Below are 26,485 nucleotides of genomic sequence, written 5' to 3'. Positions count from 1 at the left end.
TGAAGGGGAATCTTTTCAGCTTGAAAGCGAAATGAAATGGAATTTGAAAAAACGGATGAAGCAGAAGATGCTTCATCCGTTTTATTTAAAAAGCTTGTTTAATATACTCTTTCGTTTTAGTCATGAAACGTTTTGTTTTGGTCGCTTTCAATTCGATGATCGGCTGCGCCATGGTAGCGATCATTTCACTAGATAATAACACGGTAATCAAGAAAGAGAGGCCGGCGAGCAGGATAAAGCTCTCTGTATTGCTGAAGTATTCCTGGATGGTGCTTTCGCGGAAAAACCGAATGAAGAAACCATGCAGCAGATAGACATAAAGGGTTTGTTTACCCCAGTTCGTAAAGAAATATTGTCCGCGTGGAATGAACGAAAGGAAGCTGAACACTGAAATTATGCTCAATCCATAAAATCCTAGGCGTTTAAACATGGACACGATTGTCGCATCTTCAAGTTCGGCATATGGTTTCGAACCGAGCAGCCATTTATAATTGATATCGCTATTTAAATAAAAACCGATAAAAATCACTAACATGACACTAAGTGAAGCCAAACGAACTTTGGGTGTGAATAGTTTTTTTAAATGTTCCTTGCTTAAATGGTACCCGATCAAAAACATCGGGAAAAAAACGAATGTCCTGGAGAGACTAAGGTAATTGGAGATATTGTCAATATATCCAATCAATAATGCGATTAAAAAAGATAAACCTATGCCTACTGATGGCTTTAGCTTTGAGAAACCAAGGAGCATGATGTTCCAACAGAATAAACTGATCAGGAACCATAGCGACCATTGGGGGTCAAGCAGGTCTACAGTGATGGCAGAACGTTCATATAAGAAATAGTAGTAAACGGTATAGATCAATTGGAAAATGATATAGGGCAATATCAGTTTTTTAGTAATTTTACCTAAATACCCTTTTTGATAAAAACCTTTCGCAAAGAACCCTGAAACAAGGATAAAGGCAGGCATGTGAAAGGAATAAATGGTTTTATATAAAGCATATATCGTTTCACTGTCATGTATATACGTATTCAGCAAATGTCCAAAGACGACAAAAGCCATGAGAATGAACTTGGCGTTATCGAAGAAAAAATCACGTTGTTTCATCGTTGCCTCCATTTAATAAATTTTTAAGGTAGCTAGAAAGCGTTGTTATTTCTTATACCCTAAATACCTTGTACTAAATCAATATTTATTAAACTTATTATAAAAACCTTAAATTAAGCTTAACGCTAAGTTTTACAGTGTTCAATATACTATGATTTGATATAAAGGATAATTTTGGAATGTTGTGATTGCGGCGATTTTCGAAAAATACCGAGGAAAATCAAGATGGATGTCGAATAAAGTTGGTAAGTATCGGTTTTGTTGAGGGGGGTTAATATGAAAGTCGGTTATGAGAATGAATCGGAATATAAACAGGAAATTTTAAAATTGAATAAACAGGTCGAAGGGTTTTTGAACATTTTCAATTCGATGTCAGAGCCTTATATTAGGGTTGATGAGGAACTGCGTCTCACTTATGCCAATGATGCCGCCTGCGCTCTGCTGGATACCGCGAAAGAGCAGTTGGAGTCCATGAAGATAACTGATTTTCTTGATGTCATCCCTTTAAATAACCAGGTAGTGTCAAGTTCCCTAAAAACCTCGAATGAAAGTGAAAGGCAAATTATCCAACTACATACCGGAGCCCTTAAGCAAATAGAGTTTATGCGTATAGGCTCACTTTTCGAAGGACAGCAGCTCTACCGTTTGGGGGATGTGACATTGGATGTTTCTTCATCAAGGGAAACAAGGATGTCAAGGCAGATGTTTTTGGACATTTTCGATACAGCCATAGAAAGCATCGTTCTATTCGACAGTTCAGGAATAATAATGGAAGTGAACCATGCCTTTATCCATGTCTTGGGCATCCCGAAAAAAGAGATTGTCGGTAAGAATATGAGGGGCCTTATATCCCCGGATTATAGGGAATATTGGGATGGGAGCATACAAAGGGCCTTTGATGAGTCGAACTTCAAAGGAGAGGTAGAGATAAAGGTTGGGGATGAACTGCATCATTTCACTTTCTCGATAAGTTCAACGGTAGGAAATGAATTATATATGTCGGTGCTTCGAAAAATTACAGAATCAAATATAATAGAAAAAAAGTTAGAGACGAGCGAACGGATTTTTGCCGAATTATTCGACCAGTCCATGGACGCAATCATATTCTGGAATGATGACGGGATCATTTTTCGGGTCAATCATTCAGCATGTAAAATATTCGAATCCAGCAGAGAGGATTTGATAGGCAGCCATATCTGGAAATACGTGTATAGCAATAGTAATCATTTTAACCAGATGATGGAGACGTTTGAAAGAGACACCCAGGTGCGGGGTGAGCTGATTTATAAAATGCCTAATAACCAAATTAAATTGCTTGAATTGACTGCCAAAAAACATGAAGGTGACGGATATAACGTAACGATCTTTCGAAATGTCAGTGAGCGTTGGCTGATTGAGAAGGAATTAAGGGATAGTGAAAAGAAGTTCAGGAAGATTTTTGAGGGAACATTAGACGGCTTGATATTATGGAATCATGAAGGGTTCACCGATATTAATGAAGCTGGTCAGAAAATATTGGAGATTTCAAAGCGCAAACTGCTATCTTTATCTGTACAGGGATTCATCGAAAAAATTCCTGAAAATGCTCCTGTCTTGAATGCTCACATTGAAAATGTTTATAAGCATGAGGTCTACTCTTCCATCATTCCGATAACATTCGAAGATGGAAGGGTTAAGCATATTGAATTTTTGACGAGGAAAAATTTATATTCGAACCTGAATTTAAGCATTTTCCGTGATGTGAGTAAAAATCTCGAAATGCAGGAACAAATCCGAAAATCGGATACTTTGAATGTCGTTGGTGAATTGGCGGCCGGAATTGCTCACGAAATCAGGAATCCAATGACAGCCTTAAAAGGTTTTATCCAGTTGCTTGAGGATGGTGTTAAAGGGGAGTTTTCCACATATTTTCACGTGATTACTTCCGAAATTAAGCGAATTGAAACCATTATCACGGAATTCTTGGTACTGGCAAAACCTCAGGCGCTAAAAATTTTCAAACAGGATGTTCATACCATATTGAGGGAGACACTGGAATTACTGGCCGCTCAGGCACTATTGGAAAATATTCAATTCGAGACAGACTTTGAAGAAGATGAATTTAACGTTTTATGTGAAGCGAACCAGTTAAAGCAAGTGTTCATTAACATCATCAAAAATGCATTGGAAGTCATGCCGGATGGGGGATCTGTTTCCATTAAAACAAGCCGATTTTCAGAGAAATACGTTTGCATTTCGATTACCGACAAAGGAATGGGGATTTCAACGGAAATGCTAAAAAAATTGGGTGAACCTTTTTATACGACGAAAGATAGGGGAACCGGGCTCGGGCTCATGGTCAGCTATAAAATCATTGAAGAGCACAATGGCTATATAGAAGTGGAAAGCGAAGTGGGAAAAGGGACGAGCTTTCATATTTATTTGCCATTCGAGTAATGCAGAAGGGTATGTTCCAACCCTTTTTTTAGTTAACGGAAAGCACATGGAATTTTCATCAATTAATGGGAATCCTTTATTGGATTCCTTTTTTCATATTATATTATCTTAGAATCACAATTGAGGGTTGTAACAATGAACTCCATTATAGAGAAGCTGCTGAAGTTTAAGTTGGAAAATAAGAATGACATCCAAATTGCAGAACTTTCGAATCGATTTTCAAAGCGGGCTTCATATGAACTTGTCCTAATCAATATAAGAGGTCCATGCTTAGAAATTTCCGTCATATCCTGTCTGCTGGTGGTTAAAGCACTATCGCAATTTAAGAAGTTTTGTCTTTTTTTGCGAATCTATTTACATATAAGGCATATTTTGTAATACTTCTTTATTATAATGTAACTTTAAAAAGGCAGGAGTAGTGAATGTTGTTATGAATTCTAGGTGTGCAACGGAAATTTGTTCTGAGATTCGAATGAAGCGTTGGGAAATGATGGAGTTGGCCAAAATGTATGGGCTAAATCATGAGAATACCCTTCGCCAAAGTGAGCAGCTTGACAAACTTATAAATGAGTATTTGATCCTTCAACATCATTCATCAGTGGAAGTGAGAAATAAGCGGGAAGAAATGGTCGTTATTGTGCAGCAGCCCTTTAATGACGACATTACCTTTTAGTGGGGATTTGAATGCATGCATGACTTTTTAAAGTAGCAGGCAAGGAGACTAGCAACTTTGTGTGATTTCTGGTGAAATAACCTTTGCATAAATATCCGAAAACAATTAATGAAAGACTTATATAAACAAGACAATATATCTTTTGAATTTCCTATAGATTTGGGGTATATATCGAGGGGAGGCCACCAGAAGGTGTCCTTCATGCATCGGGATTGGTTTAGAAGTCTTAATTTTTCTGAATGGATTACACTGATAAATAAAAAGTAAAAGCTGACTCACTTGATGGAGCCAGCCATGGAAGTTCGAGAATTACAAAACTTCCAATAATATGACCATGAACAAAAGGCCGACAATGAAGGAATAGGTAGATGTGCGTTCATTACCATCCCCATGGCTTTCAGGAATCAATTCCTTATAAACGATGAAAAGCATGGCCCCGGCGGCGAAAGCTAGGCCGTATGGGACCAGAAACCCAATGTAAGAGGTTAAATAAAAACCTAGTAAGCCAGTAATTATTTCGATGGTACCGGTTAAGGTTGCTATCAGGAACGCTGTGAGTTTACCGATTTTTTGATTAATTAAAAACAAGGCGACTAGTAAGCCTTCCGGAGCATTTTGCAGGCCGATGGCAAATGCGATCAAATTACCTGTATCAGCATTATCAGAGGCGTAACTGACCCCGACAGAAAGACCCTCAGGAATATTATGGAGTGTAATGGCAGTGATGATGAGCAAAGCCTTTTCATCGAACTGAATGCCACTTTTCGTATGGCTGAGATCGATATGAGGAATGTTTTTTTCCATGATCGTTAATGTCATTACTCCGAGAAAAACCCCAATGACTAGCGGCACATACCCTCCGGTGGCCAGAGACTCCGGGATCAGGCTCAATAACGAAGCAGCCATCATAATTCCAGCCGTAAATGCCAGAAGCGTGTCTCTGAATCGATGTGTGATTGATCCTTGAATGAACAAGATTGGTAACGCACCAAACCCTGTAGACATTGCAGAAAGGATGCTGCCTAATAAAACTCCACTCATAAATTTCTCCTTTTTGTATGGAACGGATCGTTACTCATTAGTGAACTTTTGGGTGGAACAATAATTTATTGTATTTAGACATAAAGAAAATGTTCCAGGAAAAAACCATTTTGCAGTCATTCTTCTGTATACCATTTTTTCAATGTCAGATCAGTCGGCAGCAGTATGCTGATGATTCCCAGTAATGGCAGGAATCCCACTAGCTTAATCATGGATCCGATTCCAATTATATCTGCAATGGCTCCCAATGAAACGGATCCAATGGCACCCATTCCAAAGGCTAACCCCACTGTCAAGCCTGCCATCGTTCCGACTTTTCCCGGAACCAATTCCTGTGCGTATATTACAGTGACGGAAAAACTACTCATTATAATGAATCCCGCCATCAATAATAAAATAAAAGCGGCTGTTGGAGGTACGAATGGTAAAAGTGCGGTTATTGGCATGCTGGCGGCGAAAGAAAAGAAAATGATATTTTTACGCCCGAATCTATCAGCAAGCGGACCTCCGAAAAATGTACCTACAGCACCGGCAGCCAAAAAGGCAAATAGGAAAAATTGGGCAGATTTTATCGTGAACGAATACTGCTCGATCAAATAAAAACTGTAAAAGTTCGTCATGCACGATACATACCAGGAACGGGCAAAGATTATGAATAAAATCAATACCAGGGCTTTGGCCACTTTATGGGTCCGCTCTTTATTGATTATTTTTGCAGCAAGCTTTTTAGGCTGGAAGTGAACTAATTTTTGGGAATACCACTTGGCAATATACAGCAATAGGATAACGGCCAATAAGGCAACCAAGGCAAACCAGAGTGCACCTTTTTGACCAAAAGGAACAAGCACGATGGCAGTGATGAGCGGGGCAAGTGCCTGCCCGCTATTCCCGCCGACTTGATAAATTGATTGTGCCAGGCCTCTTTTGGGTCCTCCTGCCATATAGGCAACCCTGGAGCCTTCGGGATGGAATATGGCCGACCCTAAGCCCATCAAGATGACTGCACCAAGGATAATGCTATAGTTAGGGGCGATTGCGAGTATGATGACCCCGATTAAGGTACTGGTCAACCCAATGGGCAATGCATATGGAAATGGCTTTTTATCCGTATAGAACCCGACTGCCGGCTGCAAGAGCGATGAGACGATATTCAGGCAGAATGCAATCATTCCCAGCTGTGTATATGTTAGCGACATTGATTTTTCGAGGATTGGGAACATGGCCGGTACGACGGCCTGAAGAGAATCATTCATTAAATGGCAAATGCCAATGACAATCATGATTTTCAGAGTCATATCTTGTTTTTGCGGTTTTGTTTTAATGGCAGCGATACTTCCCATCTGTATATTTCCTTCTTCCTGATTAAGTTTTTTACCTATTCCATAAATAGATTCAGGAAGCATGCACCGTATGCATGACACCTTTAAATAAATCGGAATCGTTACTGGTCTTCATAAAAAAATGAAACTCTTCAAAGTATTGTTAATGGTGGCCTTTTATCAACGGTAAGCTGATTGTTACGGTTGTACCGTTAAGTGGTTTACTTAAAAACTCGATGGAACCGTTAAAAGATTCAATTATTCGTTTACACACAAATAGCCCTAATCCCGTTCCTTCCTTTTTCGATGTGTAGAAGGGATCGAACACTTTGCCTATTTCTTTTTCACTCAGTCCTTGCCCGGTGTCGATGATCATGATTTTAGCCCATTCATTTTCATGGTGAATTCGAATCCTTAACTTTTTCCCAACTTCCATTGCCTCGAAACCGTTTTTGGCAATGTTGAGAATGACTTGTTTAAGTTGGTCCTTTGTACAATGAACCAGGATCGGCTCCTTTATGATTTTCCATTCCACTTCAATATTGAAGTGGCGTGCTTCTGATTCTATTATTGGTCTCAATTCAGCGATGATACTGCGAATATCATATATGGATAAAGTCTGGGCCATCGGCTTCCCTAAAATCAAAAATTCGCTGACGATACTATTGATCCGTTCAATTTCCTTCATGATGACAGAATAATAGAACTGATCTTGTTCTTCGGGGTGTTTTTCAACCAATAACTGCACTAGCCCCTTTATGCCGGTAAGTGGGTTTTTTATTTCATGTGCAGTACTGGCAGCCAATGTACCGACAAATTCTATTTTTTGCCTTTCATTTATTAACTTTTGGTTTTTGGCATTCCTGCGAACGATCAGTTCCTCCACGATGATGTAAATCATGTGAGCAAAAAAGAAGGTGAAAAAGACAAGCATTAAAAAAACATTCATGTTATTTGTGCTAATCTTGTCGGGCAATTTGACAGATAGTTTCCAATCGACTTCGGTCAAAGGAACAGCCACCGATTTAGAATGTCCAGTGAATCCGTCGGCATTTCTATCCAAAATTCGGGTTTTGTCCTTTGTTTCCAATATAAAGGTTTGACCAGGGCTGAGAATCTTTAATATATTTTCCATATGATCCAGCCTGATATGTGCCAATAAAAACCCTTGCACTTTTTTATCATGATCCAGAATGGGAGCAAAAGTGGAAAAATAATTGTAATCAGGGTTATATAGCTCCTTTGTTCCTACAACAACGGCTTTTCGGGTTTTTACTGCAAGTTCTATATCATTCTGTTCAATTAGAAAGTAATGATTGAAATTCTTATTCGTCCCTGAAATGGAGACACCGTCGCGATTTAGCCAATATATTCCGGCATACCTGGAATCTGTATCTTTGATCCATTTCATAAGAAGTTCGGTTTTTTTGTTATCCATATAAAGCACGGAACTGCTAAGGCTAAGTAGCTCAAGGTTTGCCTTCGTTTCTCTGATAACTTGATCTATGTATTCTTGATAAACCGTTACCGTCCATTCAGCTTGTTCCTGTCTTTCATTTTGAATCGAACGTTCTAAATGCACCCAATAAATGATTGAGAGGATAATTAATGGTAAAATAACAATAAGTAGATATGTGGTGAATTTATGCCTTGTTTTCATGATTGTCACTACTTTAGCTTTTTTTTCAAGTATAACAAAATGAATGATTAAACAATAGTGCATACTAACAGGGGAGATTGACAAAAAAGTCTTTATGCCATATAATAACTTTTAATTCAAGATATTTTAATTAAAAATTTTAAGGTTGTGAAGTTATGGAGAATAATAACATCCAACAGTCTTTGAAACTGTTTATTGTGATGTCTAGAGCCCATCGTTCAATAAATGATGTGGTAAATAAACATATAGCAGAAGAGGGTTTGAATCCAACTGAGTTCGCAGTACTGGAATTACTTTATCATAAAGGGGATCAGCCCCTGCAGCAAATAGGCGGAAAAATCCTGCTAGCTAGCGGCAGCATTACCTATGTCGTGGATAAACTTGAACAGAAGGAATATCTACAGCGAATAGCATGTAAAGAGGATCGCCGTGTAACCTTTGCAAAAATAACGGATAAAGGAAAGGCCTTTATTGAAGGAGTATTTCCTGAGCATGAAAAAAGAATCGATGATATCATGAGTGTACTTACGCACGATGAAAAGGACACTGTTATCGAATTGCTTAAAAAGATTGGGTATTCCGCTCAAAATTAGCTAAAGAACCAGCACCCGGATTTGTCTGCAGGTGCTGGTTTTTTATTTCTGATAAAATCTGAATTTGTTTTGAGGACATAAAGGTTTTTATTAACGCTGTGGCGAATTAAATTATATTACGATAACCGCGATAATGGTGAATGTGTCTTGAAAACGAATTCGATGAATCATGTTACTCAGGTTGAATAAATGTTTTTATATCGTGAAAAGGAGCGTACATATGAAATTTAATGATTATGAATATAAACGTCCTGAAATGGATGAAATTAAAACCCGATTCATGAAAGCTTTGGAAAAGTTTACTGACGCCGCTAATGCTGATGCGCAAATAAAAGCTATGGAAGAAATAAATGAAATCCGAAATTATGTAGGTACGATGTTCAATTTGGTCTATATACGGCATTCCATTGATACGAATGATGATTTTTATAAAGCTGAGAATGATTATTTAGATGACTTCTCCCCTGAAATGGAAGAGTTAACCTCAAAATTTTACAATGAACTCGTTCGCTCGAAATATCGTAAGGAGCTTGAGAAGAAATGGGGAACTCAACTATTTGACCTGGCAGAGGCCCAACTCAAAACTTTTTCGCCCGAAATTATCCCACAGCTGCAAAAAGAAAATAAATTATCAAGTGAATATTCGCAATTGATTGCCTCTGCAAAAATTCACTTTGATGGAGAAGAATTAACACTTGCGCAGCTTCAGCCTTTTATGGAGTCCTCGGACCGTGAGTTAAGGAAAAATGCAAGTGAGGCATATTACGGTTTCTTTGAAGAAAAACAGGAGGAATTGGATCGTATATTCGATGACCTAGTCAAGGTGAGGCATGGAATTTCGACAGCGCTAGGTTATGGGAATTTCGTGGAACTTGGGTATTATCGAATGACACGGACTGATTATGATGCTGAAATGGTTGCTGCATTCCGCAAGCAGGTGAAAGAGGAAGTGGTACCGCTTGTCACCCGGCTGAAGGGACGTCAGCGCAAACGTCTTGGATTGGAGAAACTGAACTATTATGATGAGAATTTTCATTTCAGAACGGGTAATGCCATTCCAAAAGGCGATGCTGAGTGGATCATCGAAAATGGGAAAAGGATGTACCAGGAGCTTTCGCCTGAAACTGATCGGTTTTTCAACTATATGATTGATAATGACCTGATGGACCTTGTGGCGAAGAAAGGAAAAGAAAGCGGTGGCTATTGTACTTTTATAGAAGACTATAAAGCTCCATTCATCTTTTCTAATTTCAACGGTACTTCTGGGGATATAGATGTTTTGACGCATGAGGCAGGCCATGCATTCCAAGTGTATCGCAGCCGTGAACTTGACATTCCTGAGTATTATTGGCCAACATATGAAGCTTGTGAAATCCATTCGATGAGCATGGAATTTTTAACTTGGCCATGGATGGAGCTGTTTTTCAAGGAAGATACGGAAAAGTATAAGTTTTCCCATTTAAGCGGTGCGCTCATATTCCTCCCGTATGGGGTAGCTGTTGATGAATTTCAGCATTTTGTCTATGAAAATCCTGATGCCTCCCCCGTTGAAAGAAAGCAGGCTTGGCGTAAGATCGAGATGGAATATTTGCCACATCGGGATTATGAAGGAAATGAATTCTTGGAGAATGGCGGGTATTGGCAGCGGCAAAGCCACATTTATCAATCACCTTTCTATTATATCGACTATACATTGGCCCAAATTTGTGCTTTCCAATTCTGGAAAAGGTCGACTGAAAAAGATGAAACGGCTTGGGGTGATTATTTGAATCTGTGCCAACTTGGAGGCAGCAAGTCGTTCCTTGATCTCGTTGAATCTGCGAATCTAAATTCCCCATTTGATGATGGTACTGTACAGTCCGTTGTGAAGGTGATAGACGAATGGCTCTCCAATGTAGATGATAAGGCATTATGAAATATTAGTCTGTATGATACGAACGCTTGGAGATTATTCCAAGCGTTTTTTTTATCTTTCATACGTTCGGAATGTTGGGCATGAAATGTGGTGATTTTCGCTCCACAGAGAAATGCATAGCGAGTTTCCGCCTTCATAATGAGAGATTGTTAGCCCAAGACAAAAACAGCCGACGAAAGGAATATTGCTCGGCTTGTCTTAAATGTCTCTTCCTTACATATAAATGTAGGGAGGAGGGGAGAATATGCTGTCAAGGTGGTCAGGGAGTTTTCAGATTGCAGCAGTTTATGTTGGCACAGTCGTCGGTGCAGGATTTGCAACTGGAAAAGAGATTGTCGAGTTTTTTACCCGTTATGGCTTTTATGGCTTTATCGGGATTTTAATAGCAGGTTATATTTTTATTTTCACGGGGACGAAAATAATGCTCATTTCCGCAAGGATAAGAGCATCTTCTTATGAGGAGTTCAATCAATTTCTTTTTGGGAGGAAAATAGCGGGAATCATCAACTTCTTTTTCCTTATCATGCTGTTAGGAGTGACGGCTGTCATGATTTCGGGTTCAGGAGCCGTTTTCGAAGAACAACTTGGCGTGCCTAAAAGTATAGGAAGTTGGTCTACGATCATACTGGCATCCTTGGTCCTGATGATGGGCATGCGCGGTGTTTTCACTGTGAATTCTTTTGTTGTACCAATCATGATCTGCTTTAGCTTGATTCTTTTTTTCTCGACTTTGGATAATGGGGATTTCTTTAAGACACTTACAAAAGTTCCTGAAGAAGGGATCACCGTGAAAATGATTTTGTCACCATTTGCCTATACAGCCTTTAACCTTGCTTTGGCACAGGCTGTGCTGGTTCCGGTTGCGTATGAAGTTCGAGATGAGAAGGTCATTAAACATGGTGCAATTCTTGGGGGGATATTCCTGACGATCATTTTATTGACGGGGCATTTTTCACTTATGACACTTCCTGACGTGAATAAATATGAAATTCCTTCAGCGGTTATTATGAGAACGGCAGCCAGTCAGTTATATTGGATGTTCATTTTGGTGATTTACGGGGAGATATTCACTTCGGTCATCGGAAACATTTATGGATTGCAGAGGCAAATCAGCAATTATATTAAATTGCCAAGCATGATGATCATAGCGGTGATTTTTTTAATAGCTTTGATCATCAGTGAATTCGGATATGGAAGATTACTAGGATATATTTATCCGGTTTTTGGATACATAAGTCTCCTTTTTTTAATATTGGTCTGGAAAAGCAAGGCGGGGAAGGAGTAATGAAGAATGGAGGACTTGTCCTTAGCCCTCCTTATCGATGTTCACCTTTTCATCAGCGTCTTAGCCATCACTAGAAATGCATCCCGGTAATCTCTATCTTTTTTCGTGAATATAGTTAAGCGGACGGGTGATTTTTCATCCTTGAGCAATATGGAAGTGATCACATCATCGCCGCTTTCCACTTCAAAGCCCGTTCCGCCCTCGACATCAAGTGAAGGATCGCTAATTGTTTCTGAAATGCTTTTCAGCTGGGCTTGAACATTTTTTTCCACCTCATCCCAATTGACATCCGTCTTCAACAATTCGATTCTCATATAAATGGAGTCATCTTCAGTCAGGAACACAATATCCTTTCCTGGTTCTTCGGCACTTAACCTGAATTGTTGCAAAACATAGAGGCTGAACGGTTGGTTATCACTTTTTTTTAGGAAAGCTGTTTTTTCTTTTGCTTCCCCGTTAATTGTATACTGCAGGTTTTGCTCCATCAGTCTTACTTTGTTATCACTTCGGTTATCGTGATTATCTCCTTGAGAGGTGTTGCCTTCATTCCCCTCTTTTACTGTGTCTTCCCGTGGCTCATCTGTTTTTTCGTCTGTGGCTGTACCGCAGCCAGTCAGAAGAAAAACGGCGAATGTGACACAGCCAATATAACGTGTCCAACTAGTCATGTGTTTCCCTCATCTTTCTGATTGAAATTCCAATCTGAATTTGGAGAACCTGCATCAAATACAGGTATTGTACCCTTTAATGAATTAGACGGAATGAAATGGAAATGGTTACAAAAAGCGGGAGAATCAATTTGCAGGATTGCGATAAAGTGAAAAACGAGATGGTCATCTAGTAACCATCCCGTTTGAGTACATTCAATCATCCTATGATTTTATAATTTTTATGGTTGACGACGGTTTTCTGTTCAAGTTCCAAATCACGATAATTTTCCATATACGTGACGTCCACGATTACTGAGTTCTCGTTCACTTTCTCGACGATTCCTTTTAAGCCTTCTCTAAATTCAATGATATTTCCAACTTCCGCTTTCTTCATGGCAATCATCCTTTCCCATTTTGTTTCCAATGATCAAAAAGTAACTATGGAGTAATTGGATTATTCGAACATCTTGCGGTTTAGATTTTGACGTGGGAGGTGCTAGTAAGAGAAAAAGTTATCTCTTATGTCGGTACAGTAAGCTAAACTTTTAAAAGAAGGTACGATTTCTTGTAATGGAGCAGATGTAATGATATGGCATAATTCGGTATATCTTGCGAACGCAGTTATACGTACTAGTATGTAATTCTATGTACAAAAAATGCCAATCATTTTACATTATGATATTTTACTATACAGTTTGCACTATTTTAAAGCATTCGTAAAGAATTATGTAGCAGTGGGCCTTAAAAAGTTCTGAATTATATTAAGTGGCAAGCTTATGTTAAAATAAAAACGGAATTTCTCCTGTAGAAATGATAGAACATTTGATAATTAAGGAGGATAATCTTATGAATGCAGAAGAAGCAAAAGATGTACTCGATAAACTGGCAAATCGGGAAATGAATGAATTCAGGATTACAAAAGAAGAATTTTTACCTTTTCGTGAGGTTCTTGTTAAAAGGGAAGACTTTAAACATTTTCGGGGGAATGCTCAACATAACGGTGTGATCATTTATACGTATTTAGAAGAAGCGAGAAGTTAATGGATATTTTTTGGGGTGGCTCATGATTGAGCCACCCCAAATTATTCATTATGGAAAAATCAATTGTTTCCTTAATTTATTTAAAGCGGACCTTCTCCATGATTTGACGGCTGCGGTAGTAACTTGATATACTTCAGCAATTTCAGTGACCGTTTTATTCTCCAAGTACGTTTGTAAAAGCCAGCGTTGCTGATTCAGTGTCAATCCATCCGTGTAGGTTAAGAGATTATCGATGGCAAAGGCCTCATCGTATATTGAAAATGGATCTTTAATCTCTAGTAGGAAGGAATCAAATGGTTCGGTGTTGGCTTCATATTTATGGTGGTGCTTTAATTCGTTCAGAATTTTGCCTTTGATTACCGTAAAGGCATAGTTGGAGAACTGACCGCATTCTTCATCGAATTTCCCATATGACTCCCATAAAGCAATCAATCCTACTTGAAAATATTCTTCCTTATTTTTATAGATGGAAAGTGAGCGGATTATATGATGGATCATCGGCGTGAATTCAGACGTTAGTACTGAGAAATCTTCCATTAAGCAAGCCACCTTTAGAAAGTGCACTTTCCTGTATTCCCGGGTGCTTTTACCATAAATAAAATGTTCGGCTAAAGCCAAATGGCATAACGGGTAAATGGAAGGAATAAAAAGTGAGTTTTAAAGGGATTAACGAGGATCTTATTAATAGGAAAATGTTGATTCAATCGAACTTTAATGAGGGGATGGCCAAATGAAAAACACATCCTTAGATTGGATGTGCCAAAACCATTCAATACTTCTTCATTTAATGTAAGGCCATATATCATGGGGATGTGTTCAGTTTCGACAAAAAGGGGGCGGGTTTCTGAAATCACTGAAACAGTTATTTGAGGGTTTGTAAAAGGAACGTTGATTTCCACTTCAGGCACTCGCTTTCCGCGGGCGGTCCGGGAGCCTCCTCGGCGCTTTTGCGCCTGTGGGGTCTCCTTTGGACGCGCTTTTCTAAGCAGGAGTCTCGTACCTTCCGTTCCAATCAACTGGACTCATCCCAAACCAATTTTGAGACTGGCTTATCTTCAATGGTTTTTCTGTGATCCTCATTTGAATGAAGGAATTTGCGGCACTCCTGCCGAAAAACTTGCTAGCCGAGCCCTTCTAGATGCTTGCTTTGATGAGGCTCGGCAGAAAGTGAGCGGGTTTCAGAAAACAGGCAAACTAATCTCTTACAAGTTCCCTTATACGTTCTTAATGGTGGTTTCAGAAAGCGGGCATATTATTAACTATTGTATTTGTTAACTTTGCGATTTTCGGAATCCAGCATCCTGTGCGTCTTGTTCGGTACAAAACATTTCCTCCGGTTTGGTTATTTCGTAATATTGGCCCGAAGGAATGTGATATATTTTGTTGCCTTTAGAGTTTATATTCCCTTTAATTTGCGGGTTACTGCAAGATGCAGTTGGCATTTCCGCTGAAGCTTCTACGGACTTCGAATCATCAAACCCCTTTGAAGTTGCATAGTTTTCAATTGACCAAATACCGATTTCGTCTTTTTGGGCTTGTTTCTGAATATTTTCCAATTCATCTAGATATTTCGTGTTCGGTGCATAAACATAGGCCACCCTGGCCAGTCCTTTTTCAAGCAGGAGTTTATTCACCATTTTACCGTCAACATAAAAATAGGCCAGCAGCCGGCCATATTTATCTCTTTCACCTATGCCGGTTTCTACTTCCACTTCAGAACCCGCTGGCATTAGTTCCTTGGTGAATTTGCTTGCCTCAGGTCCAAAAGGTTGAACGGGCTTGGATGGGTGCACGGTTTCTGGAGTATCCACCAAAAGTAGCCTGACCGTTTCTTCGTTTCCATTAGCCATTTTGATCTTTACTGTATCTCCGTCAACAACTTTAATGATCTCGGCTTTGAATGTCTTGCCTTTTTCTTCATTTGAAGAATCCGCACTGGATCTGATGTCTTCATTGGAGATTGAATCTTCCTGTTTGGATTGATTGATTAGGTTATCTGATGCAGCCTGGCAGCCAGACAGCGTGATCAGGCAAAGTGCAGTCAGGAGAAAGGTATTCAGATAAGAATGTAAAAAGGAATTTCCGTTCATGATAAGTCCCTCCATTTATTTAGGTTTTTCCACGTCCGTCATGGATATATTCAGCAGGAATAATACTAACCTATAAAAAAGGGAAAGAAAATGAAAATCATTGAAATTTTTTCATGCATCGCTACCTCATATCATGATAGTTTCTTATAATGATAGGGTGGAGTAAGGGAGGCAGGCGTGTAAAATGATATTTAGGCTTGAAAATATTAGGTATAAAGGGATTTTGAAAATTGATGATTTGAGAATACCCGCTTGTATGGTTACTTGCTTGACCGGGGAAAGCGGTGCAGGGAAAACCTCACTGCTCCGATTATTGAACAGGATGGATGACCCGGATAGCGGTTCGATCTATTATCAGGATCAGTTGCTGGATGAATTCAACCCGATAGAGCTCCGGCGTAAAGTCACAATGCTTTCTCAGTCAACTTTCACTTTACCGGGTACGATTGAAGAAAACCTGCAGATTGGCCTGGAATTGACAGAACGGGAAAAAAAGGATAAAGCCGAATTGGTTAAAGCACTTGAAACCGTCCAGTTGCAGAAGCCTTTAGACGAAGGGGCGGAGAATCTTTCTGGCGGGGAGAAACAGAGGCTGGCACTGGCGAGGCTACTTTTATTGAAACCCGAGGTATATTTACTGGATGAGCCGACTTCAGCTCTTGATGAAGAAGCCGAGCTGACGGTCATGAGCCGATTTTTAGAAGAAGTGAAGCGGGGAAAAGGAACGGTCATCATGATAACCCATTCAAAACAGCTTGCGGAAATATGTGCTGAAAAGAAGATTGTTTTGAAAAAGGCGAAGGAGGGTGATTATTAATGGAGGCGAATGGGATAATAGATATTGAGTTCTGGCGTCTCTGTGCAGCCTATGTCTTTGTAGGGATTCTGCTCATAATCGTGAAATGGCGGGGGATTTCACGGGAAAAGCAAATCATGCTCGCTACGGTACGGATGACGGTGCAACTCATTCTAGCCGGATATGTTTTGACATATATCTTTGAAAATCCCCACCCTTTACTTTCTTTAGGATTTTTATGTGCGATGGCACTGTTTTCCATCCATAATATTTTTAAGCAAGTGCCTTATACAATTAATAAGAAAATCAAAAGGATGGTTATCCTAAGTATGTTGTCAGGACCCATGGCGGCCTTATTTTATTTTAATGTGTTTGTCATCCATTTCACGCCGTGGTATGAGCCGAGGTATTTCATTCCAATTGCAGGGATGATCGTTGGGAATGCCATGACTGGAGTTACATTGGCGCTTAAAAACCTTCATGATGGGATTAGCAGTAATCGTGAAAAGGTGGAAGCGATGTTGATGCTTGGAGCGACTCCAGCGAGGGCTGTGAAGAAATATGTGGATGCTGCATTCGACTCCGCAGTGCTCCCGACTTTGAACAATATGCTAGGGATGGGGATTATCTTCCTTCCAGGAATGATGACAGGGCAAATCCTGTCGGGGATAAGCCCGCTCATCGCTATTGAATACCAGATTGCGATAATAATCGGGATTCTCGGAAGTGTTTCTTTAACGGTGGTCCTTTTCATTATGCTGAGTTTCAGGGCTTTTTTCACCAAAAATGCACAGTTATCCATTTAATCATTGAAGAATCTGAAAAGTAATAGTTGCAGTTCCATCTATATTTTTGTACTATTTTGTAGGTACCAATAGTTTTGGTTTGTTTGTTGGGAATGATAATGCTATCCTGATAAGGAAAAGGGCATTTCTTTTTTCATTTCTTTCATGAGTGGATGGAGAACCCCCCTTACATAACCTATTTATGTTAATTTATCTTAAAGGAGATTGATTTATATGGTAGAAAAAACATTTACAGTAACTGCAGAAACAGGAATTCACGCTCGTCCGGCTACATTGCTTGTACAAGCTGCAGGAAAATTTGATTCAGAAATAAACCTTTCTTATAAAGAGAAAAAAGTGAATCTTAAGTCCATTATGGGTGTAATGTCACTGGGTATTGGCCAAGGTGCGGAAATTACGATTTCTGCTGAAGGAAGCGATGAAAATGATGCACTAAATACACTTGCTGAAACGTTGAACAGAGAAGGATTAGCAGAATAATGTCCACTTTGATTAGTGGAATAGCAGCTTCAAACGGAATAGCCATCGCTAAAGCCTATCGACTTACAGAGCCAGATTTATCGATTGAAAAAAGAAGCATAGAAGATGTCGGGGCGGAAATATCCCGTTTTAAGGAAGCTATTCAAAAGTCAACAAATGAATTGGAGATAATCAGGGATAAAGCCGAAAAGGATTTAGGGGCCGATAAAGCCGCTATCTTTGACGCACACCTGCTTGTTTTGGCTGATCCGGAACTAATAACTCCGATTCAGGATAAAATCCAATCAGAAAGCGTCAACGCTGAGTTTTCCTTAAATGAAACCGCAAGCATGTTCATTACGATGTTTGAACAAATGGATAATGAATACATGAAGGAACGGGCTGCGGATATCCGTGACGTCACGAAACGGGTACTGTCGCATCTTTTAGGTGTTCATATTCCAAATCCAAGCATGATTGCTGAAGAAGTGATCATCATTGCGGAGGATTTGACTCCATCCGATACAGCACAGTTGAATCCTGCATATGTCAAAGGATTTACGACAGATATCGGTGGACGTACATCCCATTCAGCCATAATGGCACGTTCATTGGAAATTCCAGCAGTCGTTGGAGCAAAATCAGTGACCTCTTCCATTGAAAATGGTGACATGGTCATCATTGACGGGCTAAAGGGTGAAGTGCATATAAATCCTACTCCTGAACTCGTGAAACGCTACGAGGAGGAGCAGGAAGCCTATGCGATGCAAAAGGCTGAGTGGGCGAAACTGGTTCATGAACAAACCGTTACAAATGATGGCCATCATGTGGAATTGGCTGCAAATATCGGTACTCCGAAAGATCTGGATGGCGTTCATCAAAATGGCGGTGAAGGCATCGGATTATATCGTACGGAATTTCTTTATATGGGCAGAAATGACTTTCCGAGTGAAGAAGAGCAGTTCGAGGCATACAAAGCGGTGCTGGAAGGTATGTCAGGTAAGCCTGTAGTCGTCAGAACGCTTGACATAGGCGGAGACAAGGAGCTGCCTTATTTAGAGCTTCCTAAGGAAATGAATCCTTTCCTTGGATACCGTGCGATTCGCCTTTGCTTAAATGAGCAGGAGATTTTCCGGACTCAGCTCCGTGCCCTGCTTCGCGCAAGCATTTATGGGGATTTGAAAATCATGTTCCCGATGATCGCCACACTAGCTGAATTCCGCGAGGCTAAAGCCGTCTTGGCTGAAGTCAGGCAGGAACTTCTTGATAATGGCATTCAAGTTGCCGAAAAAATTGAAGTCGGAATTATGGTTGAAATCCCTTCAACTGCAGTGATGGCTGATATATTTGCTAAGGAAGTCGATTTCTTCAGCATAGGCACTAACGACTTGATTCAGTATACGATGGCCGCTGACCGAATGAATGAGAGAGTATCTTATTTATATCAACCATATAACCCAGCGATTTTACGCCTGGTTAAAATGGTCATAGATGCTGCTCATAAAGAAGGGAAATGGGCCGGGATGTGCGGTGAAATGGCTGGAGATGAAATTGCCATACCGATTTTGATCGGATTGGGTCTTGATGAATTCTCAATGAGTGCCACTTCGATTTTAAAAGCACGTTCTTTAATTAGCCAACTTTCGCTTGAAGAGATGAAAAAACTATCTCAGGAAGTTTTAGGGTTGGATACGAATGATAATGTGAAAGAAGCGGTAATTAACACTTTGAAGAAATAAAAAAATGAGGAAAAACGGCACCCCATCACAGAATCTTCGGATGGGGTGCTTTCCTGTAATTTTTGCTTGAACATTTAAGCAAAAATGTTTATTGCACCAAAATGGGGGTAAATAAAAAGCAAGCACAGTTGTTTAGCTCTATTAGGGCAGCTGACATTCTCATTTCCCCCTTTGACGCCGGTTGGGTATCCAACCGGCAATTTTTTTTTTGACAGCTGGATAAAAAAATCATAAGAATGATTATTCAGATTTTTCACTTTTCGCAAATAGCGATATAATAGAATTATAAATTCAGGAAAATGGAGGTCATGATAAAATATGGAATTACATTTGGAAAAGAAAAATGCTTTGATTTTAGCTTCGAGTCAGGGTTTGGGGAAGGCCATGGCAGCTGAATTGGTTAAAGAAGGAGCAAATGTCATGCTAGCTAGCCGGGATGGAGAAAAGCTTGCCGCCGTACAAAGGGAAATATCGCAGCTTGGGGCGGGTAAAGTTGCTTATATGGTAACGGATATAACAAAAGCTGAAGATATTGAAAGCTTGGTTAGGCAAACTGCTGAAGAGTTCGGAGGTATCGATATTCTTATTAATAACGCCGGAGGTCCTCCAGGGGGTTCATTTACAGATTTCAATGATGAAGAATGGCAACAATCTTTCGAACTTAATTTACTAAGCTTCATAAGGACGATCCGTGAGAGCTTGCCACATTTAAAAAAACAGGGCGGGAAAATCGTTAATATCGCTTCTTCATCCATTAAAGAACCGATTCCAGGGTTGATTCTATCGAATACATTCCGAACTGCTATCGTTGGATTGTCAAAGACGTTAGCTTCAGAATTAGCACCAGACCGGATATTGATCAATACAGTTGGACCAGGTAGAATCGCAACGGACCGCGTTCAGCACCTTGATAAAATGAATGCAGAGAAACAAGGCGTCACTCCTGAGGAAATGACAGAACAATCCATTAACAAAATTCCTCTTGGCCGTTATGGGGAACCCGAGGAATTTGCAAAGTTCGTTACTTTCCTTGTTTCAGGTGCCAATACATATTTAACGGGGCAGTCCTATTTAGTTGACGGAGGAATGATAAAGTCCATTTAAGGATTTTTGAAACAAAATGATTGGGAGGAATCCGCAGTGATGCAATTGAACAAAGTGATCGGCTTCATAGGTTTAGGAGTTATGGGGAAAAGCATGGCCGCAAATCTACTTAAAGCGGGATTTAAGGTATATGTTTATACAAGGACGAAAGATAAGGCAAGTGAACTGCTTTCACAGGGCGCGAAGTGGGCATCTGCACCAAAGGAAATTGCGCAGAAAGCCAATGTGATCATTTCCATGGTAGGATACCCTAGTGATGTGGAAGAAATCTATCTTGGGGAAAATGGGCTTATCGAGAACGGGAAACAAGGAACCCATTTAATCGATATGACGACCTCCACACCGTCTTTGGCAGTGAAAATAGCGGAGGAGGCCAAGAAAAGAGGCATGGAATCATTGGATGCACCGGTTTCCGGAGGGGATATCGGTGCCCGTGATGCAAAGCTTACGATCATGGTCGGCGGGTCTAGTGAGGCATTTGAAGCGGTCCTGCCCATTTTTGATATCATTGGCAGCAATGTTGTCCATCAAGGCCCGGCTGGTTCGGGACAGCATACGAAAATGTGTAATCAAATCGCCATTGCATCTAATATGATCGGAGTGACTGAAGCGATTTCCTATGCCCAAAAGGCGGGGTTGGATCCGGAACGGGTATTAAGAAGCATATCATCGGGCTCTGCCGGTAGCTGGTCACTGTCCAATCTTGTGCCGCGGATGGTTGAAGGGGATTTTGAACCTGGTTTTTATATCAAGCATTTTATCAAGGATATGAAGATTGCACTTGATGAAGCGGAAAGAATGGGAATGGACGCTCCTGGATTAAGCCTAAGCAAATCCCTGTATGAGGGGCTGGCAGAAGCTGGAGAGGAAAATAGCGGTACACAGGCGTTATATAAACATTATAATTAAGTGCTAGCATTTCTTTATCTTGAATAAGCTGATAGCGACAGCCTTTACAAAAAGGAGTGAAAGCTATGGGCGAATTCGATGATATCAATATGAAATTCCAGGAATTAGAAGATGGTCGATATATTGTAAGGATTGAAGGCTTTAAACGGGAAAAAACCATTCATCAAACAAAGCCCATTCGTTGGGATCTGAAATTAATGAATGAAAGTCCGCTAATCTTGCCGGTGAAATTCAGTCATATCGAAACGAATGCCGGTTTTCAGATCTTGATGCGCGAATTGAAGAGTTTAGGTTTTTCAAAGCCGCGCTCCGCAAAGGAATTTGAAGAAGTGATGGCTGATTTACTTGGTTCCATCGTTGAAGTGAGCCTTACCACGACAAATAAGGAAGAAGGATATCGGGAAATCCGTTTTTTACGGAGATTGTATTAGCTGATTGGCTTGGTGAAAAACCTCCGGTAGCCTGACATCTTTGAAAAATAGGAAAATGGCCTTCAATTGTTCATCCAATTGAAGGCCACTTTTTTTCGGTTACTTTTTAGCTAAAAATGATTCAATACGGTCCAAAGCCTTTTCAAGGGTTTCCATGGAATAGGCATAAGATATCCTGAAGTACCCTTCGCCAAGGGGAGAGAAGGCATCTCCAGGGACCACTGCCACTTTTTCCTGTTGAACAAGCTTTAGGCAAAAATCAAGGGAAGAGGCATAGCCTTCAGGCAGCTTTATAAAGAAGTAAAAGGCACCATTTGGTTTGACTATTTCCAGTTCCATCGCTTGTAAGCGACTGTATACGTATTCACGTCTCCGGGCATACTCGGTCTTCATGGGAACGGCATCATCTCTGCCTGCCGTCAATGCTGCCAAGGCAGCTCTCTGTGATATGGAGGCGGCACAAGTTACATTGTATTGGTGAACCTTCAGGATATGCTGAGAGATGGCTACAGGCGCAAACAGAAGGCCAATCCTCCACCCGGTCATGGAATGGGACTTGGACAATCCGTTCAGGACGATGGTTTGTTCTCTTAAGAAAGTGGCAATCGAAACATGCTCCTGATCGAATACCAGTTCACTGTATATCTCATCAGCCAATATGAATATGTCCTTGCCCCTTACAAGTTCGGCAATGTCCAATAATTCTTCGGCAGATAATGTTACCCCGGTCGGATTCGATGGATAGGGCAGAACGATGCACCGTGTATGATCAGTTATGTACTTTTCAATGATATCTGCAGTCAAACGAAATCCATTTTTTGTTGTATCGGCATAAACGGGTGTTGCACCGCACATCTTAATGATGGGTTCATATCCCGGGTATACAGGACCCGGCAATATGACTTCGTTCCCTTGGATGAGAATCGTCCGAAAGGTAATGTCTATGCCTTCGCTGGCACCAGAAGTCACTAGGACTTCATTCGCCGGATCATAGCTAAGCTTGTATTTATCCTTTACATATTTTGAAGCGGCTTCCCTCAATTCCAGATAGCCGGCATTGTGAGTATAAACGGTATAGTCATTATCGATGGCTTGTTTTGCCGCCTCTTTAATATGCATTGGAGTTGGAAAGTCAGGCTGTCCTATCGTTAAGGAAATGGTGCCTTCGATATCAGCGACCATATTGTAGAATTTACGGATTCCTGATATTTGAACGTCTTTTACTAGAGGGTTTATTAAATGTTCCATCTATGAATATCCTCCCTTATCTAACTACATGAATTATGTACCATGTTTGACTCATTCTATTTTATCATTTAGTTTGGATGGGGGAGAAAACTTTTTGAGATTAATGAATTAAAGGTATAATGTATGATAAGAAAATATTGAGGGTTGATACATTTGATACGGACTTGCGCAATTACATCTAATCAAGAAATCAGTTTTGATTTACCGCTAACGGAAATGAATAATCCGGATATCGAGTGGTTCTGGGTGGATTTTTCCAACCCCACAAACAAGGAAATCGAACTTTTATCCAGTCATTTTCACTTTCACCCGCTGGCAATTGAAGATTGCCTGGATGATTTTAATCAACGTCCCAAAATGGATTTTTATGAGGGTTACCAATTTCTTGTGATTCATGCTCTAAGGGAGAAGGTATTTAAAGCAGTGGAATTGGATATGTTCGTTGGTGAAAAATGGATAGTCAGTTTTCATAAAGAAGATATGTTTGAGCTGGAAAAGGTACGGGAAGAAATTGCTGGTAATAAAATGTTGAAGCAAAGTCCCTTTTTCTTGATGCATAGGATAATTGACAGGATCGTCGATGAATTCTTCCCACCTGTTTATAAAATTGAAAGCGAATTGGGTAGCATTGAGGAAAATACTGAAAATGACACGATTAACGAATTGATGGATCAGCTTTTCGATTTACGTACAGATATGTCCAGGCTCCGTCGGACCATATTGCCGATGCGTGATTTATTGTACAGAATGATTTCGTCGGAGCGACTGAATTACTTAAAAGATCAGCACCTTTATTTTAATGATGTGTACGATCATCTTCTTAAATTGACTGAAATGCTTGAATCCTATCGAGATTTTTCGTCCGATATACGTGATAGTTATTTGTCTGTGAACTCTAATAATATGAATTCAACAATGATGACATTGACTGTCATCACTACCATTTTCATGCCGCTGACCTTCATAGTGGGCGTGTATGGGATGAATTTTGAATATATGCCGGAATTAAATTGGCATTATGGCTATTTCCTCATTCTTGGAATGATGGGTGGAATTGCCTTGATGATGTTTTTATTCTTTGTTAAAAAAGGTTGGCTCAATCCAAAGAATAGGTCGCGAAAAAGATGAAATGACCCAACTGGCCTGCTATTCTAGGTTTAATTGAGATGAGTATTTTTTTGAATGGAGCGACGATGGAAATTGTGGGCAAACGAATGGTCTATTCGTTTTAATCGGGGTGACCATCATCAATTTACTTTTCCACATGCATATAAGCTTTATTCTTTGTTGCTTTCCGCGAATAGGCTTTGGAAGGGCGGCAGGGCTTTTTGAGACCAGCCCATCAGGTTTGCTTCATAACCCATGTCGGATATATCATGGAGGGGTTTGTCGAAGAGACAGGCCTCTTTACGATCGATATGATGGGCAGGATGGCAGTGGTGAAAAATGAACTTTGGAAAAGGGGGACTCTGATGGGTCCCTTTTTTAGTTTGGCTTCAATAGATAATCACTGCTTGATCCTTTTTTTATCTGTGCACTAAACAAAAGAAATATTTAACCGAATTATTAGGTAGGAGTTCATTGATAAAACCATGAAATTTTTGTGGAATTATGAAATGAAAAAGTATGAGAAGGGCGAGATGACACAATGGAAGCAAATAAAGGAATATTACTGGAAAGTGGCACGAATGAGCTTGAGATAGTGGAATTCGGTCTCGGAAAGAATAAATTCGGCATTAACGTAATCAAGGTGAAGGAAATCATTAATCCTGTCCCCATCACGCTTGTCCCCCATTCCCATCCAAATGTGGAGGGGATCATTGAGCTTCGTGGAGAAGTCCTGCCAGTTGTGAATGTGGCGGATGCTTTAGGATTTCCGCCATCTGAGACTCCTGATCAGGATAAATTCATAGTGGCTGAATTCAATCAGCAAAAAGTGGTTTTCCATGTCCATACCGTAACACAGATCCACCGTATCTCCTGGTCCCAAATCGAAAAGCCTTCGGATATGTATCAAGGCCTTGAAAGTCAGATTATCGGAGTAATAAAATTAAACAGTGAAATGTTACTGTTACTTGACTTTGAAAAAATAGTGGTCGAAATCAATCCGGAATCAGGAATAAATATCCAACAGGTTAAAAAGCTTGGTGCCCGGCAAAATTCAGACAAGAGAATCCTGATTGCAGAAGATTCTCCATTACTGAGAAAGCTGCTTTTTGATACATTGTCAGAAGCTGGATTCAAGTACTTGGAGTTTTATGAAAATGGACTTGATGCATTTAATTATCTGGAGAATTTAATTGAATCAGGAAAAGTGGTTGAAGATGAAGTGAATCTTGTGATCACCGATATTGAGATGCCACAAATGGATGGACATCATTTGACTAGAAGAATAAAGGAAAACGGGGAACTTGCTGGGTTGCCGGTGATTATTTTCTCTTCTTTGATTACTGACAGCCTTCGTCATAAAGGTCAGGTCGTAGGGGCGGACGCACAAATCAGCAAGCCGGAAATTGCAGAGCTTATAAAGTTGATAGACAGATTGGTATTATGAATGTGAAAACGGGCCGATGAGGCGTTACCTCACGGCCCGTTTGGTTTATCAATGATTAATACTTGGAACCTTTTCCTAAAAAGGAGGATGGGAATGGATTGTGAAATGGTTGCTTGACCGATCCACGTCCGTGAGCCCTTTTCGCGGTGTTGGCATTGTTCGGTTGTTTTTCACCTGCTTGTCCAACGTAAGTTTGCAGGATCTGTTTTGCCTTAGATAATGACAACGCGGCTTTAGGGTTCCGTATGGAAGCTGCCCGGCTGCCGAGGTGGGGTAGTTTTTTCAAATCTTCCTTTGTGGGAGGTAAATGAAAAACATATGATCCGCATTCGACAATGACGTCGGATTGTTGTGCTGCAAAGCGAGGGTTATCAGAAAAATGAAGTCCAATCTTCTTCGCTTTTCCTTCTTGCATAAGCTTGCTTAATGCGAGCCGTTTTAAATTATATAAATTCTTGGGCTCCAATGCAGTCTTCGCGTGTTTATTGACAATAAACACGGCTTGGGCAAGGGAGTTTATCGAAAACTCATCCCTTTCAGAATGTCCTTTCGTTTGGTTCATTGTGGAAACTCCTTTTCTTAATGAGGTTAGAAGGACGTTATAAACAGATTTCCTTCAGTAAAA

General features: G+C 40.2%; 26 protein-coding genes. 15 read left to right on the top strand and 11 right to left on the bottom strand.

The genetic code is table 11. The features are described from left to right. Positions 1–85: 85 nt before the first annotated feature. The gene (locus ACFRAK_RS06335; protein WP_387599528.1) at positions 86–1,111 is read right to left on the bottom strand and encodes an acyltransferase family protein; all 1,026 of its coding nucleotides are present in this window, start codon (positions 1,109–1,111) and stop codon (positions 86–88) included. A 276-nt stretch (positions 1,112–1,387) separates the two neighbouring features. Here ACFRAK_RS06335 and ACFRAK_RS06330 point away from each other — a divergent pair, with 276 nt between their 5' ends. Together ACFRAK_RS06330 and ACFRAK_RS06325 are read left to right on the top strand one after the other, a co-directional pair. Continuing rightward, complete coding sequence (locus ACFRAK_RS06330; RefSeq protein WP_387599531.1) at positions 1,388–3,547, top strand: PAS domain S-box protein; 2,160 nt, start codon at positions 1,388–1,390, stop codon at positions 3,545–3,547. A 430-nt stretch (positions 3,548–3,977) separates the two neighbouring features. Beyond that, on the top strand, positions 3,978–4,220 hold the full coding sequence (locus ACFRAK_RS06325) for an aspartyl-phosphate phosphatase Spo0E family protein (protein WP_192203849.1): 243 nt from the start codon (positions 3,978–3,980) through the stop codon (positions 4,218–4,220). Positions 4,221–4,529: 309 nt separating this feature from the next. On the opposite strand, the gene ACFRAK_RS06320 is transcribed toward ACFRAK_RS06325, so the two are convergent. From ACFRAK_RS06320 to ACFRAK_RS06310, 3 genes are all read right to left on the bottom strand, one after another. Further along, positions 4,530–5,261 carry a ZIP family metal transporter gene (locus ACFRAK_RS06320; protein ID WP_387599535.1) on the bottom strand — a complete coding sequence of 244 codons (732 nt, stop codon included), beginning with the start codon at positions 5,259–5,261 and terminating at the stop codon, positions 4,530–4,532. A 116-nt stretch (positions 5,262–5,377) separates the two neighbouring features. Then, entirely contained in the window at positions 5,378–6,601 is a 1,224-nt protein-coding gene (locus tag ACFRAK_RS06315) for an MFS transporter (RefSeq protein WP_387599538.1), read from the bottom strand. 142 nt (positions 6,602–6,743) lie between these two features. Continuing rightward, the gene (locus ACFRAK_RS06310) at positions 6,744–8,240 is read right to left on the bottom strand and encodes an ATP-binding protein (protein ID WP_394571429.1); all 1,497 of its coding nucleotides are present in this window, start codon (positions 8,238–8,240) and stop codon (positions 6,744–6,746) included. A gap of 155 nt (positions 8,241–8,395) precedes the next feature. Between ACFRAK_RS06310 and ACFRAK_RS06305 the strand changes: the two genes are divergently transcribed. From ACFRAK_RS06305 to ACFRAK_RS06295, 3 genes are all read left to right on the top strand, one after another. After that, positions 8,396–8,833, top strand: coding sequence for a MarR family winged helix-turn-helix transcriptional regulator (locus tag ACFRAK_RS06305; RefSeq protein WP_192203855.1), 438 nt, complete (start codon positions 8,396–8,398; stop codon positions 8,831–8,833). Between the two features lie 220 nt (positions 8,834–9,053). After that, positions 9,054–10,748, top strand: coding sequence for a M3 family oligoendopeptidase (locus ACFRAK_RS06300; RefSeq protein WP_394571428.1), 1,695 nt, complete (start codon positions 9,054–9,056; stop codon positions 10,746–10,748). A gap of 244 nt (positions 10,749–10,992) precedes the next feature. Next, positions 10,993–12,033: a YkvI family membrane protein gene (locus ACFRAK_RS06295; protein WP_387599545.1), complete on the top strand. Its 1,041-nt coding sequence runs from the start codon at positions 10,993–10,995 to the stop codon at positions 12,031–12,033. Between the two features lie 41 nt (positions 12,034–12,074). Here the strand turns inward: ACFRAK_RS06295 and ACFRAK_RS06290 are convergent, their stop codons facing one another. After that, entirely contained in the window at positions 12,075–12,701 is a 627-nt protein-coding gene (locus ACFRAK_RS06290; protein ID WP_394571427.1) for a hypothetical protein, read from the bottom strand. Between the two features lie 199 nt (positions 12,702–12,900). Then, the gene (locus tag ACFRAK_RS06285) at positions 12,901–13,077 is read right to left on the bottom strand and encodes a YkvS family protein (protein WP_064505160.1); all 177 of its coding nucleotides are present in this window, start codon (positions 13,075–13,077) and stop codon (positions 12,901–12,903) included. Positions 13,078–13,529: 452 nt separating this feature from the next. Between ACFRAK_RS06285 and ACFRAK_RS06280 the strand changes: the two genes are divergently transcribed. Further along, positions 13,530–13,724 carry a hypothetical protein gene (locus ACFRAK_RS06280; RefSeq protein ID WP_387599551.1) on the top strand — a complete coding sequence of 65 codons (195 nt, stop codon included), beginning with the start codon at positions 13,530–13,532 and terminating at the stop codon, positions 13,722–13,724. A 48-nt stretch (positions 13,725–13,772) separates the two neighbouring features. Here ACFRAK_RS06280 and ACFRAK_RS06275 read toward each other — a convergent pair whose 3' ends face one another. From ACFRAK_RS06275 to ACFRAK_RS06265, 3 genes are all read right to left on the bottom strand, one after another. Next, entirely contained in the window at positions 13,773–14,261 is a 489-nt protein-coding gene (locus ACFRAK_RS06275; RefSeq protein WP_387705346.1) for a sigma-70 family RNA polymerase sigma factor, read from the bottom strand. 71 nt (positions 14,262–14,332) lie between these two features. Further along, entirely contained in the window at positions 14,333–14,740 is a 408-nt protein-coding gene (locus tag ACFRAK_RS06270) for a hypothetical protein (protein WP_387599557.1), read from the bottom strand. A gap of 255 nt (positions 14,741–14,995) precedes the next feature. After that, entirely contained in the window at positions 14,996–15,814 is an 819-nt protein-coding gene (locus tag ACFRAK_RS06265) for a thermonuclease family protein (RefSeq protein WP_394571426.1), read from the bottom strand. 184 nt (positions 15,815–15,998) lie between these two features. Between ACFRAK_RS06265 and ACFRAK_RS06260 the strand changes: the two genes are divergently transcribed. The 7 genes from ACFRAK_RS06260 (at position 15,999) to ACFRAK_RS06230 (ending at position 22,058) form a co-directional block, all read left to right on the top strand. Continuing rightward, the gene (locus ACFRAK_RS06260) at positions 15,999–16,631 is read left to right on the top strand and encodes an ABC transporter ATP-binding protein (protein ID WP_387705350.1); all 633 of its coding nucleotides are present in this window, start codon (positions 15,999–16,001) and stop codon (positions 16,629–16,631) included. Continuing rightward, complete coding sequence (locus tag ACFRAK_RS06255; RefSeq protein ID WP_394571425.1) at positions 16,631–17,416, top strand: ABC transporter permease; 786 nt, start codon at positions 16,631–16,633, stop codon at positions 17,414–17,416. Before ACFRAK_RS06260 ends, ACFRAK_RS06255 begins: the two co-directional genes overlap by 1 nt. Positions 17,417–17,629: 213 nt before the next feature. After that, the gene (locus ACFRAK_RS06250) at positions 17,630–17,896 is read left to right on the top strand and encodes a phosphocarrier protein HPr (RefSeq protein ID WP_076366836.1); all 267 of its coding nucleotides are present in this window, start codon (positions 17,630–17,632) and stop codon (positions 17,894–17,896) included. Further along, positions 17,896–19,614: a phosphoenolpyruvate--protein phosphotransferase gene (ptsP, locus tag ACFRAK_RS06245; RefSeq protein WP_394571424.1), complete on the top strand. Its 1,719-nt coding sequence runs from the start codon at positions 17,896–17,898 to the stop codon at positions 19,612–19,614. Before ACFRAK_RS06250 ends, ptsP begins: the two co-directional genes overlap by 1 nt. Before the next feature lie 318 nt (positions 19,615–19,932). After that, entirely contained in the window at positions 19,933–20,718 is a 786-nt protein-coding gene (locus ACFRAK_RS06240; RefSeq protein WP_387599571.1) for an SDR family oxidoreductase, read from the top strand. 6 nt (positions 20,719–20,724) lie between these two features. Further along, entirely contained in the window at positions 20,725–21,627 is a 903-nt protein-coding gene (locus ACFRAK_RS06235) for an NAD(P)-dependent oxidoreductase (protein WP_387599573.1), read from the top strand. A 65-nt stretch (positions 21,628–21,692) separates the two neighbouring features. Continuing rightward, positions 21,693–22,058, top strand: a complete 366-nt coding sequence (locus tag ACFRAK_RS06230; protein WP_034314117.1) for a hypothetical protein — start codon at positions 21,693–21,695, stop codon at positions 22,056–22,058. Between the two features lie 99 nt (positions 22,059–22,157). Here the strand turns inward: ACFRAK_RS06230 and ACFRAK_RS06225 are convergent, their stop codons facing one another. Continuing rightward, entirely contained in the window at positions 22,158–23,306 is a 1,149-nt protein-coding gene (locus ACFRAK_RS06225) for an aminotransferase A (protein ID WP_394571423.1), read from the bottom strand. A 144-nt stretch (positions 23,307–23,450) separates the two neighbouring features. On the opposite strand from ACFRAK_RS06225, the gene corA reads away from it, so the two are divergent. Next, the gene (gene corA, locus ACFRAK_RS06220) at positions 23,451–24,434 is read left to right on the top strand and encodes a magnesium/cobalt transporter CorA (protein WP_387599578.1); all 984 of its coding nucleotides are present in this window, start codon (positions 23,451–23,453) and stop codon (positions 24,432–24,434) included. A 520-nt stretch (positions 24,435–24,954) separates the two neighbouring features. Then, a complete protein-coding gene (locus ACFRAK_RS06215; protein WP_394571422.1) occupies positions 24,955–25,860 on the top strand; it encodes a chemotaxis protein in 906 nt (301 codons plus the stop codon). A gap of 55 nt (positions 25,861–25,915) precedes the next feature. Here ACFRAK_RS06215 and ACFRAK_RS06210 read toward each other — a convergent pair whose 3' ends face one another. After that, complete coding sequence (locus tag ACFRAK_RS06210) at positions 25,916–26,422, bottom strand: YkyB family protein (protein ID WP_387599584.1); 507 nt, start codon at positions 26,420–26,422, stop codon at positions 25,916–25,918. Positions 26,423–26,485 lie beyond the last annotated feature (63 nt).

The sequence above is a fragment of the Peribacillus sp. NPDC056705 genome, assembly GCF_043656335.1.
Note: the sequence above shows the minus strand (reverse complement) of the source record. Positions and strands in the feature narration are given on the sequence as shown.